This window comes from Desulfosediminicola flagellatus (genome assembly GCF_005116655.2).
Classification (GTDB): domain Bacteria; phylum Desulfobacterota; class Desulfobulbia; order Desulfobulbales; family Desulfocapsaceae; genus Desulfopila; species Desulfopila flagellata.
Map to the genome: position 1 here is coordinate 757,362 of NZ_CP050698.1, position 21,545 is coordinate 778,906.

Genomic DNA, 21,545 nt, shown 5'->3' on the forward strand with positions numbered 1-21,545 from the left:
TTTGAGCTGCATAGATGTACTGTGTAGTTTGCAAATTGCATATTTTCAATCAGCGTGTGGCAGTGAAATGAAACGACAGAACAAACCTGGCAAAACGGGTGGCATAACGGTAGGCGTAAAAATTCTTATCGGAGTCAGCCTGATTTCAAATCTATTTATCGGACTTTTGCTTTATGTGAATATATCATCAAACGAAATCGTAGAGCGAAAAGTTAATGATGTGTTGGTGGTACGTGATCAATTGAGCGCCAATTTACGGTCGGCGATAGTAGAGTTACAGGATGAATTTCTTGCATTACCGACCTTTTTCAAAATAGATGCTAATGCGCTTATCATTCAAGACCTGCAAGCGAAATATACACTTCGTGATCGAAAAATATATACAGGTCGAACAAGCTATTCCAAACTGTTTACACGAATAGAACGTCGTGATATTTCGAAAAATAAAATTGTCCTTCAGTTGCAGGAGGGTTCTGTCAGGGTAGCTCAGGGGGTGTTTGATGAATCGGGTATCTTTAAAGATTCGGTAGAAATACTGACACTGGGCAGTAATGACGTAAATACTGATTTTACAGAGATTCAGCAGTTAATTACAGAACTTTCTGAAAAGGCACAGGGGGCTGCCGCATATAAAAAGAAAGTCTATCAGCTAAGCGAAAAAGTTGCTGATTCGGGGCTGAAAGCCGAGATAACGAGAAATCAGATTCTAGATAAGGTTGAAGACATTGCAGCCATGGAGAATGAACTTGAAGCGGGTAGGGCAAGCCAAAGAAGGCTTACCTGGCTGGTTGCAGGATCGGCTATTCTTGCAAATATGATTATGCTTTTTCTCCTGGTTCGTTGGATAGTTGAAAATCCCCTTCAGCGTTTGACTGGTACAATCGAGGCAATCCGCTCAGGTGAGACTCCGGATGTCCCGTTTAAGCAGCGTAAAGATCAGATTGGTGTTCTTGCAGGCGCAATTGAACATTTTAAGGCCTCACTCGTTGAGATACGGCAGGAAAACGCAAGAAAGGAGCAGGAAAAAATCATTATTGATGAGATGTTTGAGAATATAACTTCAGTTGTTAATGGACTTGAAAGCAGAGCCAAAGATTTAGTTGAGACTGCAAACACACTTGAACGCCTGGCTTCTTCTACGGAGGAGCAGTCTGAAAGTGTTACTCTACGTGCATCTGAAACTGCTGAGCATACAGGTGAGGTTACAGATTCCACACGTCAGCTCCAAACATCATTTCACAGTATTAATTCCGAGATTCAGAAACAGGTAATATCAGTAGAGAAAATTTTGAAACGAAACGAAAAATCCCGTGCTCATGTCGATTTGCTGAAGAGTTCGATAACAGATGTTAATGCAATAATTACTATGGTATCGGAGATCACAGATCAGACAAAGCTGCTGGCCCTTAACGCTACTATTGAGGCAGCAAGAGCGGGAGATGCAGGAAGAGGGTTTGGTGTTGTAGCCAGCGAGGTGAAAGATCTTTCATCACGAACCGAAAATGCTGCAAAGTCTGTTATGGACAAAGTGGCCGGGATTGAACAGGCAAGTATGATACTTGTTGAAAACCTGCAGGAAATTGATCATCAGGTGCAGGAACTTAATCAGCTTACTGATGTAATAAATGTATCAATAGATAAACAGTTGGGAATTACAGATAATATCACAGGATTTGCAGGACAGACTTCCGGAAATATGCAGAATGTCAGTAACAGTATTGGCCTTGTTAACTCAGCAGCAACGGAAACCCGATGCCTGGCTGTGCAGGTACATGGCGTTTCAAATGAGATTGCTGAACAACTGAGCGCTCTCTTGTCTGACACGACCAAACGACTTGAGAGACTTACTCCTGCTTGCCCGCAGCTCTCTTGATAAGTGAGTACATTGATATACCTGCTTACCTGCTGTAATCCTCAGCTATGAAGTGTGAAATGTAGGGGAGAAGGGGGAAGGTGTGAGGAGGAGGGCATTGGTGCAGGTTATTCGGAGAATGAAAATGATCATACAACTCATACAAATCATATAATAATGAATGATTGTGTTCTGTTGTAATTGACTGCCAGTTACGTCTCTGGAGAGTAGCCTGAGCATTTTGAACATAATTTTTTTTCAGGACTGGTTCGTAATAGATCAATTGCTATCGGAGAATCACAGATAAAACATTCTCCGAAATTCTCGGCATCAATTCTATTCATCGCTGAGCAAAGTAGTTCAAGTCTGAGAAGGTGCGCAGGGTCTGGATCAATATCCGATGTCTGCTTTGTAAGCATATCGATTTGTGATGACAGCACATTCTTTATCTCGTTTTTTTCGTGTTTATTCATCGGTTTTACGTAGATCCTGTTGTGTAGATGTTTCATGAATACATGAATTTATCGGTTATTTAATTCAACCAGTGTGGGGCTGGATTTAATCATACAGTATATCATCATATGGGCAACTGCTTCATCCCTGTCATTACGTTACTACCCTTCTCTTTTTTGCAATCCCGCTTTTTATATTCCTTGAAAACACACAGATATTGCAGTTCGTAACGTACATCGTAATTTGAGAGATTTAGGTGAGTCTGATGTTGAACACATACGTGTGATGATCTCACCTGAAACTGATGGAAGATTTCACTGGAGCTGCTGGTTTCCGTAGAGCCATAGATTTATCGTTATGGTGTAATGGTTAGATATAAATGAGAAAATACGTTTTTGAATAAAGTATTAATTTTAACATAATGGTATTTGAAATTGGTGAGTGTATTGATTTGATCAAGAAGGATTAGTTGGAGGTTACTCCCCCATAAAAAAATCAATTACTCCCATAAACATGAAGAAAATACTTATCGTAGATCCGGATAAAAATGCCACGTTTATTCTACAACGGTTGCTTGAAGCAGAATCTTTTAACGTTTTTACTTCACCAACGGTGAGGGAGGCGACAGCTATTCTCAATGCCGACGTTTTTGATCTTGTTATTATACACCCTGGTATGCAGGTGCTGGATGATGGTGGTGATATGGTTGATTGGTTACAGCTATATGCAGCAGAGACAAAGATGATTCTTCTGACCGTAAATGAGCATTTCAGTATCATTAATAAGAATATACTCGGGATATTGCAATTCCCTGTAGATTATGTGTCGCTGGTAAACGTTGTAAAGACTCATCTCGGTGACAGAGGTTTTTCCGGCCTCCTCGATGATGTGCATCTTAAAGACTATATACAGATATTCTGCATGAACGGGACAACCAAAGCGATTCTGGTATCTCAAGGTAAAGAGAAAGGAATAATCCTTATTAAGGAAGGACGCGTCATTTATACCGTTTTAAGTGACGTGAAGGGCGAAGAAGCATTTTACAGGATTATGGCGTGGAAGAAAGGGAAGTTCAAGGAAGTTAAAGTTAAAAAGTTTCCTTCACCAAATATTGAAAAGGATTACCGTTGCCTGATTATTGAAGCCTCAAATTATGCTGATAATACACAGGTTGAAGAGAATCTGGTAGATGGACAGACGCAAAGCTTCGACTCATCGATATCCGAATAAGTGCTGAAAAACCTGCAGATCAATACCAGGTTGTCAACTGAAGATGAATCGGACGCAACTGAAAAATCCAGCATAGTAGAACAGCGCTTTGAGGGGAAAGGGCCAGTTACAACAAAACTAAAATTTAAAAGGCTTATGCTCGTAGGCGCAGCACTTCTCCCTGTAATGATTTTTTTGGTAGCTGCCAAAACATTCCTGTTTGAGCCGGATGTTGTACGTCATTTACCTGTATCAGTAGCTATAGCAGGCAATCAAAACACACCTGTTGAGAAGGAAAATCCTGTTATAGATGACAGGATTACTGAAGAGGTGAATCCCGATACTACTTTTCCTAAGAGGAAAATATCTATTGTTGATTAGGTAGAGATAATGCAAGAGACTCACGATACTTCCACCCAACTCTCAGAATCGCAATATTAAGCGAGATTCGCTAAAGTAAGCGATAAAGAAGCCAGGAGTCAGGCTCCAGCATGTTGCGTATGTGCTGCAGCCTGACTCTTTTTTCGATCCGGTGTTATCGCTGGGTACAATCAGTCTGGTAAACTTTCTGAACTATATGGATAAAGCAGCGAACCTGTCCATTTTACCTACGGTCAAAATTTCACGAAAACCTTCATGGTAAACATTGTTGAGACACGGCAACGGAGAATAGACATCAGGAGTCATTGAATATTTACTTAAGAATTCGATAAACGATTCGAAATGCATCGGCCTTGCGTGGTAGTACCCTTGCAAGACATCACAGCCTTCATTGATAAGAAAATCATTTTGCTGGAGGGTCTCAACTCCTTCTGCGACAATAGTAAGAGAAAGTGCTTTTCCCATGGCGATTGCTGCACGGAGAATTGCCTCATCTCTGGAGTCGCCTTCAATTTCACGTATCAGGCTGCCATCGAGTTTCAAGGTATCCAGCGGGAGTCGTTTTAATGAGTTGAGCGACGAATACCCTGTGCCGAAATCATCAAGTTCGATATGAAGACCCATCTCACGCAGTGTACTCAGTATTTGACTGCCCCGTTCCATATTCTGGACCAGGCAGCTCTCTGTTAATTCCAGTTTAAGTCGTCTGGTATCAATGTTATTGCGGGCAATAATTGCCTGTACCTTGTTGAGAAAATCCTTGTCAGTAAACTGTCGTGCGCTGATATTGACAGCAAGAGCGAAGTCTGGTGGCAATTGATAGCGTGAGAGCTCTGTTATGTTTTTGCAGGCAGTCTCAAGAACCCATTCACCAATGGGAATAATAAGACCTGTCTCTTCGGCTATGGGGATAAATGTACCCGGTGAAATCGGTGCATTGCCCGGTGGCAGCCAGCGCAGAAGCCCTTCTGCTCCACATGGGAGACCGTCAGCATCCATTTGCGGCTGATAGTAGAGAGATAGTTCGTTATTATCAAGGGCGTGCTGCAGTTTGCTGCTGATTGCTGAGTGTGAGCTAATTTGTGCCAACCGTTCATTTCTAAAAAGGCATACCTGGTTTCGTCCCAGTTCTTTTGCTTCATACATTGCTACATCAACCCGTTTGAGCAGTTCACTCTCACATAATTCATTGCCGTGAAAGAGTGCAACTCCAAGCGAAGCACTGGCGTGATGCACATGCTTATGTTCACCCAATATGTATGGCTGGGCAAGGGTATTCCTGATTTTTTCTGCTATGGCAAGAGACTGTTTTAGTGCATCCTTTTCCAGGCTACCTGATCCTTCCAGAACAATAACGAACTCATCTCCGCCGAGCCGTGCGATAGTATCTGAGTCACGCACGCATTTTCTCAACCTCCTGCCGACTTCAACAAGCAGGGCGTCGCCAGTGTTATGACCCTGAGTATCGTTTAAGGTCTTGAAATTATCCATGTCGAGCATAAGTATCGAATTATAGTGTTGATTTCTTCGAGCTGAAAGTATGGCTTTTTTAAGATTGTCCTGCAGCAGTCTTCTGTTGGCCAGCCCTGTGAGCGGGTCATAGAGCGCTAGTTCGAGAATTCTGTTTTCAGAATGTTTTCTGTCGGTAATATTCCAGATATAGCCGTACCAGAGAGTTGATCCGTTGGCCAGCCTTTCGGGGGTGCCGTGACCTTCAACCCAGATGGTTTCTTCACCCGGAAGACAAATTCTGAACTGGTCTCGCCAGCTTTTGAGTTTTCGACTTGAAGCTATCGCCTTGTTGCGCACCCGGGCCAGATCATTTGAGTGAATCATGTCAAAAAGGATTTGCGGATTTTGGCGGATTGTTTCAGGGCGTATTCCCCAGAGTTCTTCAGAGCCTCTGCTGGCATATGGAAAGGAACATGAACTATCCGGGTTGAGCCGAAACTGAAATATAAAACCGGGGATGTTCTCCGACTGTTTTTCAAGCAGTGTAGAGAGTTCTTTCCGCTCAGTTATATCCTGTATTGTTCCGGCTAATCTCTTTACTGGTAAACTCATATCAGTAATAGGAGCAACCTGCTGATAGACAAGTCGCTCGTTACCATTCGGTCGCACAATTCTGTACTCAAGGCTTACTGGTTGTTTGTGACGAACTGCTCTGAATAGTGCTGAACGGACTATTTTTACATCGTCCGGATGGATTAGTTGTTGAGAGGTTTCCATGGAGACCAAAAATGTTTTTGGTGAGACTCCGCATATCTGAAAAATCTGTTCGGACCAGATAAGTTCTTTGGTGTCTAATTGAAATTGCCAGTCACCAACCGATGCAAGCTTTTGTGCTGCCAGTAGCCGTTCTCTGGTTCCGGAAAGATTTGAGATTGAGTTTTCAAGTGAGTGAAGTGTTGTGCGGATATGACCCTCGAGTGGTTTGAAGATAAATATAACTTCAAAAATCAGGGCAATAATAGTTGCAATCCAGATACCTTTCTCAAGGTGCTCAATGCGTACAATTGCACTTTTGCTTATACGTTGATATTCCTCTACCGCAGCATCAAGCAGTGGCTCAAGTACATGTGGTCCATAGGTTGACAGGAAGATTGAGGCAGGTGATCTGGGGTTTAGAGCACGTTTATCAGTTTCATAAACGATCTGAGCATATTCGAGAAATCTGGTGATTGCCAGATCAAGCCCAAACATCGGATCTTCATAAATAGAGAGGAGTTTTTCATTGGTGATTTTTGGGATGCCCTTTTCGGTATCACCGTTTCTGAGCTGAAAATGAGCGGTGTACATTTTATGTATTGTCCGGCCAACCTGCGCCTGTGCTACATTGAATTCATCTTCATCCTCAGTTGTTGCCATGAGTTTACTGAAATAGGCAATGCGGCTGACTAGGCCTGCCTGATGTCCGGCCAGATTTACCAGACTGGAGAAATTTCGCTGATCTGAAATAACGCGTTGCATAGTGAAATAGGACGCGGTGACAAGGAGCGCGATAACACTTAAGCCGACAATGTATCTCAGCCGCAGGCTTCTAACTGTTTTGGGGGGTATCATGATACTGTATCCAAAAAAACACATTTTTAAAAAGGAATATGATTGCAGAACTTTATACTGATATACAAAGAGTGTTCTTGGATATATCTTTATATATTAGGCTCTCCAGGCAATTGTTGTTGGCGGTAGTATAGAGTGCGATTGTTAGAAAAATATTAATCTTTAACGTAGGTACCGGTTAGGGAATGCGTGTTTGAGTGGTTTGAATGTAGTTTTCAAAATGCTATACTTGGGGCTAAATTGATAATAAATGAATTAAAAATTAACAGAGAAGGGGTATGGTTTAGCTGCATGGGTTGGTCAGGTAGTTGGGGTGTTATTTTTTGAAAATTACGAAGAGTTTGACAATAAGCACGTAAAGTGAGATTCCGAAGAAAGGTCATTCTCGGACTGCCTTCTGGCTGGCTATTTGTGGCTAAGTATGTTCAGTTGTTCTCTTATTCTGTCTATAACTATCTTGTATTTATAACGATACTTCCAACATGTAATCAGTATATGAAATCAAATAAGAAGGGAATCCATCGTATTGTAGCTGCATTCTTCTATTCACTTGCCGGTTTGCGAGCAGCTTTTAAACATGAAGCAGCATTCAGGCAGGAAGCGGTAGTCTATATAATATTATTACCTGTTATTCTAATACTTCCCGTATCGGATATGTATAAGTGTCTGTTATTCATCGTAAACAGCCTGGTACTTATTGTTGAGTTACTCAACTCAGGGATGGAAGCGATAGTTGATATGGTTTCACCTGACTATAATGTATATGCAAAACGGGCTAAGGATATGGGCAGTGCCGCAGTTCTGTTGAGCCTTCTGCTTGCCGGAGTTATATGGGGCATGGCTATCCTTTCCTCGTTGTGTTCAGTCTGATTGGGAATCGGATTTTCTGAACTGAATATACATAAATGTACACATTTGTGAATTTGACGTGGTCAAGAAAAAGTGGACACCTTTCTTAGGCGACTTTTTCAACACCATCATTTTTTCAAAATCATTTGGACTATCCTAACGTTCATATGTGTTGTGAACTGAGGATCCTAATAATTCCCTTCGGAGTCTTCGCTTACCTGCGACTCATACTATGAACACAACCATGTGAAGCAAATAAATTTTTAAAATCGGTACTGGCATATTGCACACCAGTATCATTTATGCCCCCAAAGGTCATTTTTCGGTCGACGGCGTCACAGAGTTTACCTAAATGCATAAAGCATTGAATGACGTTCAAGAGAATGACTTAAATCCCAGCCAGCCACAATACGGGAAAACAAATCTATAAATGCAGTTAAATACTGTCATTCCCGACCGACCTTGAGATATGTAATGTCACCTACCCAGACAGTGTTTGGTTTTGAAACTGGGAATTGTGGGTTCAAAATATTTGGAGCAACCGGTTGGTTATATTTGGAGCCTGTTGTTACAACGAATTTCATTGTTGCTTTACAGCGTAAAACCATGGCATGCATATGCTTTGTCACTCTGTTTTTACTCACTGAAGCAAATTCCCCTCATCTCGCATTTCAGCGGTAATCATGGGACTGCTTGCTTTTATGTTTTTTTAAGAGCTTTTAGATACGTTTCCTGCTTTGTTTATTCGCGCGTTTTCGTTGAGAACATGGTGCTTTCACCCATCTATAGCAGCCGTTTCCGCATGTATTGAAAGCCTGGCACATCTTCATCACCGGTAACGAGTTACGGTTATCTTTAATGAATTAGTATTTCATTTCAATGTTCTATGGAAGATGCCATAGCCTTTTATATAATATCTCTTTCCAGCTCAGCGTCTTTCAGCTTTTTCTCAAGTTCTCAAATCAGTTCCTACTATAAAGTGAGAGCCATTTTGGCATGACCGGGAAAAAACAATATTCCAATTATTGCGAAATTGTTGTCCACACCGAGAGAGAATATCTATTTTTCTTCCAAGACTCTCAGATACATCAATGACCAGTGCGCTGTTTCATTAGTGAGCAGCACAGCATTCTTTTGGAATTCAGGGTCGTATTCTCGCCTTTGTTGAATACTCATTATATCCTCTTGTTGGTTTCATGACAGTGGCTTAGTGAGTTGTCTACATTTTTAGGGAAGGACCAGCAAGCCCTAAGGGAACTGCACTGTACTAACATATGACTGACGTCGAAGAGTAAGACAGTCTGGCCGCAATGAGTGAACTTGTGCACACCTTCAGTTCGATTTAACGAAGGGGTGATTAAGGAACTGACCTTTATTGCAGTGTGTTGAGCTATTCAAATCATATTCGTCCATATTCAACAATTTCTTTTAGATACATTTCAAAGGGAATATTATATGAAAGTATATTCTGTAATTTGTTGAATTGATAAAGAATGATGTTGTATGTGCACTTTTAATCGGCTATGGTCTTTGGCGAGATTGTTGCGTTTAAATATCTACAATTTATATCCTTGATGACAGCAGCAATAACGGGGCAGGGAAAGCGCTATTGGCCAACTTGTTCTTCTTTGGGTTCAGTTGCTGTTTTTTGGTTTCATTATCTGGATTGGGATTAGAGCTGTAAATGGATCGAGGTTGAAATGAGTGGATTTCATCTACGACCAATTTTGAAAAGGCATTATTGTGAGCAAAATGATATCTCCATGATCGCCCTTCTAAACGACTAATTTTAAAAAGGGCATTTCATGTTTAAACTAAAAAAATCATTATGCTTTATGCTTGTTTGTCTAGTTCTAATCTGCAAGAGCATGCCAATCCAAGCCGAGGAAAGTTACCAATTCTCAATGTGGACAGAGGATTTACTCGCAACCAAATGGGAATCAGGAGCAATTTTTGGTGGTGTCACAGTCCTTGGATTGACCAGTTGGGATTGGGGAAGCAGTAATTCTTTTCGTATAAACTCTGAGGGGTGGTTTGACTCTGATACCGGGTCGGGAGGGGCTGATAAATTAGGTCATGCATTTACCAGTTATGCGATAACAAATTTACTTGCTGACAGGCTCATCCGAAAAGGGCGTACACCATATAGAGCTGGGTTAAACGCGGCTATAACCTCTCAAATAGTCATGTTATACGTCGAAGCGTTTGATGGTTTTTCAAATGATCATGGTTTCTCTAAAGAAGATGTTGTAATGAATATGTTGGGAACGGGGTTGGCATATGCCAGAACTGTATACCCGACTGTTCATGATTTCATTGATTTCAGATTAGAGTATGAGCCCTCTGGGTATAAAGGATTCAAACCATTTTCCGATTATGCCGGTCAAAAATACCTCTTTGCCTTTAAACTCTCTGGATTTAAAAGACTTCAGGAGACTCCATTACGTTATCTTGAGTTTCAAACAGGTTACTATTCCCGTGGGTTTTCAGATGCTGAGAAGATGGATGGAATTGATCGGACACAACATGCATTTGTTGGAGTAGGCTTAAATTTTAATGAATTACTCTTCGGCCGTCGAGACAACTTCGAATCAGAATGGAAAAATGGAGGTCGATTGTTTTTTGAACATTTTCAGATTCCCAACACTACGGTGCGGGCTGATAGTGAGATTTAGAAAAATCTGTCTTATTCTAGCTAGGTTGCATATTGGTCGTTAAAAGTAACATTTTGAAGATCAAAAGTATTTTGGCGATAGAAGTGATCCTATTCTTAGGATAACTTCTATCATTCCATGCAGTTTCTTTTCTGCTCAAAAAATATATCCCAGTTGTATTCCAACTTTTTCGAGACCGTTGTTTGAATCTGCAAGGCTGGCATTAGACATATGGTCTAAGATAACTGAAATGTTCCAGGAATCAGAAAAACGATAGCCGATGCTGCCTGCATACCTAAAGAGTGCTCTTGATCCAAGTCTTAGCTTGTCCGGATCATCACTTTCCAACTCTCCTGAGTGAATGCCTCCACCCAGCATAATTGTTAAAAAGATATTTTCGGTCGGCTTAATATTCCATGCAAGTCCAGCGTAGAGTTGGTGTGTTATCCCTTCAGAATGCAAAGAAACTCCAATGATAGGGTGAGGTGAATATATAGCTCTAAAGAAGCTATTGGAAGGAGAGGTAAAATATAAATCTGCATTCACGTCGAAACCATCTTCATGCTTTTCCTTGCTATCATGTTTAGATAATCCTACTCTAACCTCCGAAATTATAGTTGATTCATTTTGTTGGCTCACCTCTTCGGCGATAACATCAATAGGATTTAACAATATCAAGGAAACTGGGATATATAGCATGTATTTTTTCAAATGCCCCTCCGTTTTCAATTATTTAGATCGATATTCCAAGGAAATGTAGGTTCTTCACTCTGGCAAGAGATAACTCTCAAGCTTACGCAATAATCCTATCACCGCGATGGAGTGATTTCAATTTCTTTTTGATGGATAATTAGGAGGTTAAAAAACATGTAATGATATGTGCCTCTCTGTTGAATTATGTATTTTTGAATAGATACTCTGATGCAGTAGTGGACTTTTCATTAAGTAGTTTGTTTGAAAACAACATGAGGTAAGGAGGTGTGTATCCGTGAATCGAGTGTGTATGAAGTGGTCAAGTAAAAGAGGACACTTTTCTTTGGCGGACTTTTCAACGCCATAATTTTTTCAAAATCATTTGGGCTGAGATAGCCAAGATATGAATGCCGTCTCCTACTGTTGAAAATCATTGCTGCCATATTTGCCAATTGCATCAGTGTAGAAACTTTGGTTCTGCCGCAGTTCTCACCTTTATTTGTTAATTCTTCTGATAATCGCCGAGCCCCATACGCTCCTCTGACTTCTTTATGTATCATTTTTACCTTGGGAATCAGTCGCTCACGATCTTTCTCTCGCTCGGATTTATTTCTAGAGTTCCAATAGATAAGGCCACTACGACTGATGCTCATTACCTCGCATAACAGGGAAATTGGATAAACCTTCTTCTCGGTATCAATAAATTGGTACCTAACCCTTGTTTTTTGCTGGTAAGTGAGGCACGAGACTTCGAAGAAGAGGCCGCTGCCTTGTTTAAGGTCTCTAGATCCATCTTGAGTTCCTTGTTTTCCTTTTTTAGGCGTTTGAATTCAGCTTGCATGGATGCCATGATTCCGGCCGATGTTGATTCCTTCTTCGAACGACCAAGTAGATTTGCATTTACGCCTATATTTCGGTGGGACCTCAGCTACGGATTAGCCCTGACCTATGACCGCCTTTACAGTTTCTTTTTTTTGATTATTTTTTTAGTTACGTCTTTTTCGTTTGGTCAAGAATTGTTGTTTCACTCTTAAGAAAGTGTCTATCAAATTCCTACCACATTACTGCTTGAAGACAGGATTTAATCACCAGTCGAATATCTTACGAAGTCGGCTGTCTTGTATGTAGCAATGTTTAGCTTGTGATATATCAACTACCTTTGTTTGGAAAGAGATCAAACTGCGTATTCCGGTGAATTCCTCATCATGCTTATGGTCTTTATACATAGGGCATTACTCTTGCCAATACGTTCAATCTGATCTAAATGGCAGCAGAGATTCTTAAAACCCTGATCAGCAAGTCTTGTCCTTGTGACAGTTGCACCGCTTACCGCAATTGCTAGTGGATTTACTCTATTATCTTCACGAAAAAAAATGTTGGAAAACTGGGTGCTATTACGACAAATGTGGAGGGGAGTCATGAAAGGTGAAAGACTGATTGCTGGAAAGGGGGGGGGAAGCTATTGCATCCTGCGTGCTCCTGCTACTGATAAATAGAAGGTAGCACACAGGATGTTATGTCTGATTCTACTGAATGTTACTTATCTCTTTTATAATGTAAATGGCTTCACCTATACCTACTTTCGTATCACCATCCAGTAATGTCTCAGAAGTAATGACTCCAGTATCCTGGCCCGTTAGTACTTTGAGTGCAAGTATGGCATCGACGACATCTAGTTTATAGTTGCCATTAAGATCACCTTTCGGAGCACCAATGTGGAAAGGCACTTTTATTTTCGAGCTATTCCCCTGATCGTCCCAGACCTTAATTCTGTATTTATATTTGCCATTCACCAGAGAGGGGCCAGTATATACTACCAGATTACTATGGATATCCCGTGCTCTCCATATTTTTACTCCGGTATTATCATAAAGATCAACAGAGATAGTGTTATCTGCAATGGCAATATCTCTTGTCCATGATATTTCAGTTAACGCATTAATATATGTACCTGGAAGAGGAAATACTGGTACTGCTACATGTTCAATAAAATTGGTAACGGTAAAGTCTCGAGTGAAGTTTTCACCATTTTGCCAGGTAAATTTCAATGTGTAATTGAGTGGTGGGTCAGGATGAGTTGCACCGAAAACAAACAGTTCAATTCCTGTATCGCTCCATGATACCCATTGGTTGGCTTGCTCATCATGGTAGAGATTTACCGGAATTGTTACGCCTTCTTCTAGAACACTCACACTGATGAGTTTATTGTCTGGATCATTGATCTCCATCTGTATCGCGTATTGCCCGTCATAATTGTTGGACCAGACGTATGCCTCAATATCGTGGCATTCAGGTTTATTACCTTCGAGTGTAAAGGAGTAGTCTGGATGTACGATAAGTATAACTGAACTTTCCACAACTAATGTCCAGGTGCCTGTAATGTTACCTGCTGTACCAGATTCCCGTACCCACTCAAGTGGATATCCTGTAGCGCTGAGACTCATTAAAGTCATTGATGTCTCTGTGATATTGCCAGCACTGAACTGCTCGCCGGCAAGTGGTCCATCACAGAGATAATCTGAAGATTCGATTGTTAGAGTTTGAGTATTTGGGGCGTATGAACCATTAGCAAAAAGGAGCTCTACGCCGGAACCAATAGTAAATGGCACCCGGATAAAGGATCCGTTTCCATCTGGTCCATTTACCTGGAGGTTGTAACTATATGAACCAGACTCCAGGTCTGGTCCTGTATAGCTTACAGTGGTCCCTTCGATTTGATTGTTTTCCCAGATAAAGTCTCCATTATCAGAGTATATCCAGATAGAATATTGGTATCCCTGGCCGAGCCCTTCCCATGAAAAATCCTGGAGATTATCAAGGTTGGCATCAACTGCAGGTGCGACTGGCTGGGGGAACTCAGTTAAAAATCCGGTAACGTCGAGTGTTTCAACTGTATTCTCAGAACCTCTTGCGATAGTGACAGTGTAACTTGGAAGTTCTGTCGGTAGACCATTATCAAAATGCAGTTCAGAATTATAATCCTGCCAACTCACCCATCGTGTGTTTTCAGGGTTTTCAGAAGTAAGTTGTATTGGTGTTGTTATTCCGGTTCCTTCTACTGTAACTCCGGTGATAGTGCCCTGCTGATCTACAACTCTGATGTCAACCCAGTAGGAAGATTCGAAATGGTTGGTTGAGATATATGCTCCATCAGGTTCTCCCTCATTGTCACATTGATAAATTTGACCAACGATTGTAAATGTTCCGTCATTATTTATTGTAACAGTATAAATATTCCCTTTATCCTCCATTCGCCATGTACCAGTAATGATACCTGCAACACCAGATTCTCGGAATAATTCCATTTGACCTTCTCCTGGAGCCATGTCCCAGGTCATGTATGTCTCTGTCAGAGTAGCTACAGTAAAAGATTCTGTCCCAATTTCAGGACCTTCACAGGAAAAATCAGATGAGGTGAAATCCACTGTTAACTGGTCGGATGCAGCACCAGGATTATATGTGTAGGTTCCACTTGCTGTATGGGTGCCTGTTCCTTCAGGGCATTGCTCACTATCACCACCAATAATTTCAACCTGGTTTCCACTCAGGAACTTGAGTGTTTCCTGTTCGTCATTGTGAGTACGGGACCACTCACCAATGATACCACCTGTCTCAGCAGAAGTTCTTTGCCAGGTCATGATATCAGATTCGCCATCTTCAATTTCTGTCCAGGTAATATCAGACTGGGTGATGGAAACATCTATCATGGAATATTCATCGCCGGGAATGGGGCCATCGCAGATAAATGAAGATTCTAGAATGGATACTGTAAGAGTATTGTCTGATGAGTTGTAAAGGTAACTGCCTGTTGCTGTTTGCTCTGCTGCCTGAGAAATAGTAGGCAATATTAGCAGCATTAATACTACAATGAAATGAATGGCTATTCTTCGCATGTATACTCCTCTTCTTTTCCGGATAGCTAATGAATTTTTCTAATATGGCTGTGATGAATTTCGTTGAATTAATAAAATAACAAGCACATACCCGATATAGTTTATCGCGTGCAATGTATCTTAATTAATGTGCATACGCAATGATCCTGACGGCAACGTTATGTTTTTTATGAATTTATGAAGTGTAAGAAATTTTTATTTATGGAGAAGTTTTGGATGACATTGAATGCTTTTTATTAAGACGTGCATTGATTAGCCGACATTTGTTATACTCAGCGTATGAAAAATACTGACGGAAGAAAAATTGACAGAAAGGCCCTTGAAGCAATTCGCATTAGGGCTGTGCAACGCGTTGAAGCCGGTGAAAGTCCAGAAGTCGTTATTAAGGCACTCGGGTTTACTAGATCCCAGATTTACGAATGGCTTGCAAAGTACAGAGAAGGTGGCATAGATGCTCTTCGACGCCGTAAGGCACCAGGTAAAACGCCAAAGCTGAACGGTAGCCAACTTAAGAAAATTTATCGTCTTGTGGTTGGTGTTGACCCACGCCAACTCAAATTCGAATTTGCCCTGTGGACGCGGGATATGGTTCGTGAGCTTATTTGGCGTGAGTTTAAAGTCAAGTTGAGTGAGGTCTCTGTAGGTCGCCTGCTCAAGAAGATGGGATTGAGTCCTCAACGTCCCACACATAGGGCTATTCAACGAGACGAGCTTTCTGTCTATAAATGGATGGCAGAAGACTATCCTGCTATTCGCAAGCTGGCGAAAGAACAGAATGCTGAGATCTTCTTTGGGGATGAGTCCTCTGTTCGATCTGATTATCATTCTGGCACAACTTGGGCACCAGTTGGGAAGACACCAACTGTCAAAACTACTGCCTCTCGGCATAAAGTGAACCTTGTTTCTGCGATCAGCCCGAGAGGGACTATGCGATTCATGAGCACAGATGGGAATGTCACTGCTACTGTCTTTATAGAGTTTTTGAAACGTTTGCTTTATAAGGCAAATCGGCCTGTATTTTTGATTTTGGACAACCATTCAGTTCACAGATCCAAGGAAGTACGAGAGTTTGTTAAGAGTAGAGCAGGAAAGCTTCGTCTGTTCTTTTTGCCACCTTATTCTCCCGAACTCAATCCTGATGAACATGTTTGGAATTACCTTAAAAATCATAAAATTGGTCGGCAATGCACCAAGAACGGTTTTGATTTGTTTAAAAGAGTTGAGAGCATTATGCGGTCCTTGCAGAGGCTTCCTGAAAAGGTCAAATCATTCTTTAGGCACCCATGGACAAAGTACATTCTAATGTCGGGCAATCAACGACCGGCTTAATAGAGGCAACAGGTCTGGCATAGTCAGCGAGATATGAATAGCGGTTGATTGCTCAGGAAAACTCGTAATAGGACGAGATCCTTTAATTGGGCTGGCGACTTTAGTTCTGAATTTCAATGCTTCAATAGGACGTAATTTTCTTAGCAAAAGGTAAATACTCATTCAAGAAGCGATATTAGATTTTTCCATAGTGTTGACTTCGTCAATGAGCTTCTCGAATAGAAATATGAGGAATTGTTGAGAGCACTTATGTAGGCTTGTATTGCATACAGCTTCAAAGCCAGGCTTAATTTTGTACGGTTATTACTATGCCTGGATCAAAAGTCTGGATGTCGTTCTCAATTGCCAACTCAATGGGAGAATCATAGCACATGTTGATATGCAGTTATTTGACCACCTCAATGGCTTTATCTTCTTTTTTTTTCGGTTAAAATTGCGCACCGATAACACGGATGTTTCCAGCTTCTGCACAGATCTCTTCATAGAGGAGTTGTGGCTTAAGCTCATACCGTTTTGAGAAGTGAAAGGGAACAAGCTGCATGACTCCGGCAGATCGTGCAATCTGAGCGGTTGCAATGGTTGTGAGGTGTTGGGTAGCTGTAGCTTTATCCTTGTCGGCATTGGCAAAGGCCGCCTCGCAAAAGAGGGTGTGAGCACCACGGGCCAGATTGACCATTTTGTTTCGGTTCTCTTGATTATCAGCCATATCGGCTGCATAAACCAGTTTTTTACCGGGTTTGACAATAACCAGTTCCTCTGCCAGTTCTTTAGCTGGACGTGTTGATCCGTTGGGTAGAAGAATGGGGGCCGCCAGGTCTTGTGTTGCAATACACTGCTTCAGATGCCCCAGCCAGGGACCAGCTGGCAGGTTCAGCTGGTGTAATCGTTCCTTTCTGATACTGAGCCTCTGCACAAGTTCGAGTGCATAGGCTATTGAGGGGATTTTGTGATCACAGATTTCAGCCCGAACGTTGAGGGTGTCGTCTGTCATGATTATGTTGTTTTCTGACACTTTTCTTTCAAGAAATACAGACTTTCTGCCGGGTTGCAGCCGCGCCAGTACGAGTTCCCCATTGCGTATCTCCGTAATGTCAAAGATCGGTCCAAGATCAGCGATTCGATCCCAGGTGATCGCCTCGATAAAATGTTCAAGGCGCTCAATTGTACCTTCAGGGCCGAAAATCCTGCACGGACCGAAAGGGCCAAGTCGCGAACGTAGAAACCAGATGAAACCACCAATATGGTCAAGATGAGTATGGCTGAGAAATACAGCTTCAACCTGATGGGCAATCTTTGCCTGTAAGCGAGCCGGAGCACCGAGATCAAAAAGAAAGCTTCTCTTCTTGTTGCGAAAACGCACATGCAGTAACGGATCCCCGAAAACCCCACCGATCAGAGTCGCCCAGACAGCTCCTGTATGGCATGAAAGAGGCGGGCTGTGATGGTCAGTTGCCAAATACCGTATGCCCATATCGGCTGGAACATGTTTATGCCTACGGGTAGGCATAACAGGTGTGATAGTCGCGAGGTGTCCAGTTGCGTTGCGCACTGTATCACGTATCAGCAATGTTTTTGCCTGAGCTGTGCTGCTTATCACAATGTTAGCTGTTAAAATATTATCAACCAGTTCAAGTGCTTCGCCCACGCCGACCGGTTCACCTGCCGTATCCAGTAGCGCGATCTGTTTACCCCGCCACTCGTCTGGTACATCGCAGGGAGGAGGGGTGCCGATATGATTCAGTAACCGAAGGTCGTACTCCTCAACCTTTGCCTGCCGAAGAAAGTTATCCCATAACCGGGTTCTCCACTTCGCTCTCTCTGTCTTTGTCGGTCTTTTCGCTGCGAACGGGGCAGCTATAGGGATAAACGGTATTGATAGTGCAGAAAGCTCAGCTTTAAGAGGGATATCAGGAGTTTTACACAGGACGAGTATTGCATCGATTTTAAGAAATTCTGCAAGGGATGTCAGCAATTCCGCCCCGCCAACACCCCTGACTACCCCCGGAGGGTCGATCAGCAGTGTCGGTTCTTTAGAGAGGGATTGGGCCGTTAATAACAATTTCCCGGCAGCAATGATTAATGGCAGGCGAAACCGGACACTGTTTAAGGTGCAGAGCGGGAGCATATTGTCCCAGATGAGTTGCGTATTTTCTATACGTCCAATACACGGGGCACCGGGGACGCCGAACGGTGGTGTACCGATGTCCAGTTCAAGGAGTCGGCAGGCTTGACGCTGACTGCTCAACCGTTGAAGTATATCGATCGCGAGAGTTGATTTGCCAGTACCCATCTCACCCCACAACAGGATTTTCCTGTATGGCTGAAGTTGGGCTGTCAGTGCGGAAATACTGCCCTGCCAGTTGGATGTGTTTTTTGAAAATGTCTCGATTTTAACAAAATCCTTATTCTCGGACAGACTCTCAGACCAGGGTGGATGGCCTCAGGAGCCTGTGTTTTTTAAGGTACGAAAAGGTTGTATTTGTAAGCAGACTGATAAATGATCGATTATGTACAACCCGCAACGCACGTATCCCGTTCGGTTCAAACAGGGCTATGTGCTGCTGTCCAAGCGGTCCGCTTTGCAGGTATTGCAGAAACGTGGGCGGTAGCGAGGTAAAATGAATAACAGCATGCGGTTCATGGCAGTAGGGAAGAAAGATTTGCAGGTCATTCATTTCGAGTAAAGAAGAACCCTGGCAGGCAGAGGCAATTTGAACTCTCGGGACACTGGTCAGCAGCCCAAGTGTCCGGCTAAGAGCTGTTTCCTCACGTTTGGATATTCGTGCCATTTCCTTCGTGTACAGGGGGTGGTTTTCAATCTCCGTAATGTCCCTTCGCAGGATATGAAACAGTTGCTCAGACCTTTTTTCTAATTCTTGCGGGGTAAAGTCTTCATCATCGCACATGATACCGGCATTTATTTCATAGAGATGGGCGACCCTGCACCAGTGTGCGGTTTCGGTGAGACAGATTTTTCTGTAGTGTTCATTATGGGCAAATGCCCTACAGAAGTTGTCAACATGCTCTTCAGTTTGTTCATCAAAATAGAGCACTCGCCGCAATAGCGGAACCCCGTCGCCTTCATGGGAGAAAAAGACACTGATATCCACTTCGGCACCAGGAAGATCCGGACTATGCTGCTCCACAGCAAAATAGAATTTTCCTTCCTTGCGTCTTTGAGTCAGGGGCATATCTTTCAGGCTCCTCGCATTGCTATGATTAACTCGAAAAACACTCTATGACTTACGATGACTCATGGCCGTTTTTGGTATTCCTTATCCTGGCCTCCTGCGATGATTTGTGTGAGATCCATCAACTGCTCAGATAGCAGCTCTATCAGGTCGTCTACCGTGAGAATTCCTTCCAGTCCGTTATGATTGTTTACTATCGGTATACGCCGAATCCCCTTGCTGCGCATTTTCTTGATTGTGTCCAGAACATCATCCTCTTCCCTGGCGACTACCAGTTCAAAGCTCATGACGTCTCCAACAGTGACCGAGTTTAAATCGACATCCTCAGCGGTAAGCTCAAGCACGATATCACGGTCAGTCAGAATGCCGATCGGAATAAGCTCTTCCTCCTTTTTTTCTACAACCACAACATCGCCAACATGATGTTTCCGCATGAGTAGAGCTGCTTCACGAATGGAACCTTCCCGATAAATAAAAACCACGTTCCGATTGCAAATTTCTCCAACACTCATGGTTTCCTCCTTTGTGGATGATAACTCATCCCAATAACCTCTGGCTGTTGATCTGGAACTGATACTTCCGGTAACAGCAGGTAGATACGATAGTGAGGAAGAGGGTTGAGATGAACTGTCCGACAATGCCCTTTCCACCCATATCTTCGTTAAACTCGAAAAATTATCCTCGGAATATCGATTATATGCCTCCGGTAATTTTGCGAGTTTGCCTTGATCTGAGCGAAAATTGCTATTATCGAACAAGCTCCCGGTTAAAGATCTGACATACAGCTTGTCGAAAATCTCTCAGCGCCTATCAAATTATAGCACAATCAATCGCTGAGAGGCAAAAACCATACTTATGGTTCTGCTCCGGCTAAATCCAGAATGGTAGGGACAAGACCGCTTACTACACGGGCCAGTCGCTCATAGTCGAGTTTCTCAGCTGTGTCTGCTTTTGTGTGATAGGCGTTGTAGCGGAAGAAAGCGGTGTCTGTAACCATGATGGCCGGGTAGCCTTCCTGCCAGAAAGACCAGTGATCAGACCAACCCAGGCCGGTGATAAAAAATGGTCCCGCCAATCCCTCTGCCGGAAATCTGGCATGGGAGCGGAAGGCGGAGATGGCCTGCCGAACAAGATTACGGGATTTGATATTCCCGACAAAGGCAACAAAATTAGCTGAATCAGGGTAGAAATAGGAGAAAGGAAAAGGGTAATGCTGACTACCTGGTTCATCGCTGTAGGAACCCATGGTTTCTAACGTAAGCATACCTGTAATGTTCTCATGACCTTCGCGTGACCGTCTGGCATAGTGGCGACTTCCCATGGACTTGCTGAAAAAAAATGGAGGCTCTTCATTGGCAAAGGCCACCAGACGGATTGTTCTATCAGGGCGGCTTTCAACCAGCAGACGAGCCAGCTCCAGAAGAGCAGCGACACCTGAACCATTATCATTTGCTCCCGGACAGTGAGCAACTGTGTCATAATGGGCTCCTATCACCACAATTTCGTCTGGGTGAAGACTGCCGGGGATTTCTACTTCAAGGTTGAGAGAAATGACATCATACTCGTTAAACTCCTGTGTTCTTACGGCATAGCCAATATTACTCAATACTTTCTCGATATAGCTGACTGTGCTGTCCATTGAAGGAGGCGTCCAGATATTACGGGGGCCTATGTCATCTGCTAAAACGTGGACATGGGCTGACAGTCGCTCGGCGCTAAGGCGTTCCTGGGCTGTTAACTCAGGCAACGGGCCGCGGAAGGAGCTACCGGGCATTTGAGTAAAAGCAAAGAGGCTGCACATAAGAAGCACCAGTGTAAGAATAATGAGCCAACATAGGGTCATCAACCATTGCCGGTTTTTATGGGGATGCGTTCTACGTTTCATTTTTCAATCCCACACAAGGAGGCCGTCCGAGAATAGAAATTTCGTCTCAGATCTAGGCATGCAGGAAAAATAAGCACAGCCATATGTATAATA

Annotated in this window: 15 protein-coding genes; 6 read left to right on the forward strand and 9 right to left on the reverse strand. The window is 42.8% G+C overall.

Going from position 1 to position 21,545, the window contains the following annotated elements; translation table 11 throughout:
* Window positions 1-67 precede the first annotated feature (67 nt).
* Window positions 68-1,873, forward strand: coding sequence for a methyl-accepting chemotaxis protein (locus tag FCL46_RS03235; protein WP_136810268.1), 1,806 nt, complete (start codon window positions 68-70; stop codon window positions 1,871-1,873).
* A 191-nt stretch (window positions 1,874-2,064) separates the two neighbouring features.
* On the opposite strand, the gene FCL46_RS03240 is transcribed toward FCL46_RS03235, so the two are convergent.
* Complete coding sequence (locus FCL46_RS03240) at window positions 2,065-2,325, reverse strand: hypothetical protein (RefSeq protein WP_136810269.1); 261 nt, start codon at window positions 2,323-2,325, stop codon at window positions 2,065-2,067.
* Between the two features lie 493 nt (window positions 2,326-2,818).
* On the opposite strand from FCL46_RS03240, the gene FCL46_RS03245 reads away from it, so the two are divergent.
* Window positions 2,819-3,535: a DUF4388 domain-containing protein gene (locus FCL46_RS03245; RefSeq protein ID WP_136810270.1), complete on the forward strand. Its 717-nt coding sequence runs from the start codon at window positions 2,819-2,821 to the stop codon at window positions 3,533-3,535.
* A complete protein-coding gene (locus FCL46_RS03250; protein WP_136810271.1) occupies window positions 3,536-3,895 on the forward strand; it encodes a hypothetical protein in 360 nt (119 codons plus the stop codon).
* Between the two features lie 192 nt (window positions 3,896-4,087).
* On the opposite strand, the gene FCL46_RS03255 is transcribed toward FCL46_RS03250, so the two are convergent.
* The gene (locus FCL46_RS03255; protein WP_136810272.1) at window positions 4,088-6,958 is read right to left on the reverse strand and encodes a putative bifunctional diguanylate cyclase/phosphodiesterase; all 2,871 of its coding nucleotides are present in this window, start codon (window positions 6,956-6,958) and stop codon (window positions 4,088-4,090) included.
* A gap of 495 nt (window positions 6,959-7,453) precedes the next feature.
* Between FCL46_RS03255 and FCL46_RS03260 the strand changes: the two genes are divergently transcribed.
* Window positions 7,454-7,828, forward strand: coding sequence for a diacylglycerol kinase (locus FCL46_RS03260; protein ID WP_136810273.1), 375 nt, complete (start codon window positions 7,454-7,456; stop codon window positions 7,826-7,828).
* A gap of 1,883 nt (window positions 7,829-9,711) precedes the next feature.
* Window positions 9,712-10,482 (forward strand): DUF2279 domain-containing protein, encoded by a 771-nt coding sequence (locus FCL46_RS03265; protein ID WP_176371582.1) that lies wholly within the window; start codon window positions 9,712-9,714, stop codon window positions 10,480-10,482.
* Window positions 10,483-10,617: 135 nt separating this feature from the next.
* On the opposite strand, the gene FCL46_RS03270 is transcribed toward FCL46_RS03265, so the two are convergent.
* From FCL46_RS03270 to FCL46_RS03280, 3 genes are all read right to left on the reverse strand, one after another.
* The gene (locus FCL46_RS03270) at window positions 10,618-11,172 is read right to left on the reverse strand and encodes an acyloxyacyl hydrolase (protein WP_136810275.1); all 555 of its coding nucleotides are present in this window, start codon (window positions 11,170-11,172) and stop codon (window positions 10,618-10,620) included.
* 230 nt (window positions 11,173-11,402) lie between these two features.
* On the reverse strand, window positions 11,403-11,807 hold the full coding sequence (locus FCL46_RS03275) for an IS3 family transposase (RefSeq protein ID WP_136810276.1): 405 nt from the start codon (window positions 11,805-11,807) through the stop codon (window positions 11,403-11,405).
* 873 nt (window positions 11,808-12,680) lie between these two features.
* Complete coding sequence (locus FCL46_RS03280; protein ID WP_136810277.1) at window positions 12,681-15,047, reverse strand: hypothetical protein; 2,367 nt, start codon at window positions 15,045-15,047, stop codon at window positions 12,681-12,683.
* A 279-nt stretch (window positions 15,048-15,326) separates the two neighbouring features.
* On the opposite strand from FCL46_RS03280, the gene FCL46_RS03285 reads away from it, so the two are divergent.
* Complete coding sequence (locus FCL46_RS03285) at window positions 15,327-16,376, forward strand: IS630 family transposase (RefSeq protein ID WP_136810871.1); 1,050 nt, start codon at window positions 15,327-15,329, stop codon at window positions 16,374-16,376.
* A gap of 427 nt (window positions 16,377-16,803) precedes the next feature.
* Here FCL46_RS03285 and FCL46_RS03290 read toward each other — a convergent pair whose 3' ends face one another.
* The 4 genes from FCL46_RS03290 to FCL46_RS03305 form a co-directional block, all read right to left on the reverse strand.
* Window positions 16,804-18,666: a Clp1/GlmU family protein gene (locus tag FCL46_RS03290; protein WP_136810128.1), complete on the reverse strand. Its 1,863-nt coding sequence runs from the start codon at window positions 18,664-18,666 to the stop codon at window positions 16,804-16,806.
* Window positions 18,667-18,796: 130 nt separating this feature from the next.
* Window positions 18,797-19,567 carry a hypothetical protein gene (locus tag FCL46_RS03295; protein ID WP_136810127.1) on the reverse strand — a complete coding sequence of 257 codons (771 nt, stop codon included), beginning with the start codon at window positions 19,565-19,567 and terminating at the stop codon, window positions 18,797-18,799.
* Window positions 19,568-19,629: 62 nt separating this feature from the next.
* On the reverse strand, window positions 19,630-20,079 hold the full coding sequence (locus FCL46_RS03300) for a CBS domain-containing protein (RefSeq protein ID WP_136810126.1): 450 nt from the start codon (window positions 20,077-20,079) through the stop codon (window positions 19,630-19,632).
* Between the two features lie 341 nt (window positions 20,080-20,420).
* A complete protein-coding gene (locus FCL46_RS03305; protein WP_217909557.1) occupies window positions 20,421-21,452 on the reverse strand; it encodes a M28 family peptidase in 1,032 nt (343 codons plus the stop codon).
* Window positions 21,453-21,545: the final 93 nt, after the last annotated feature.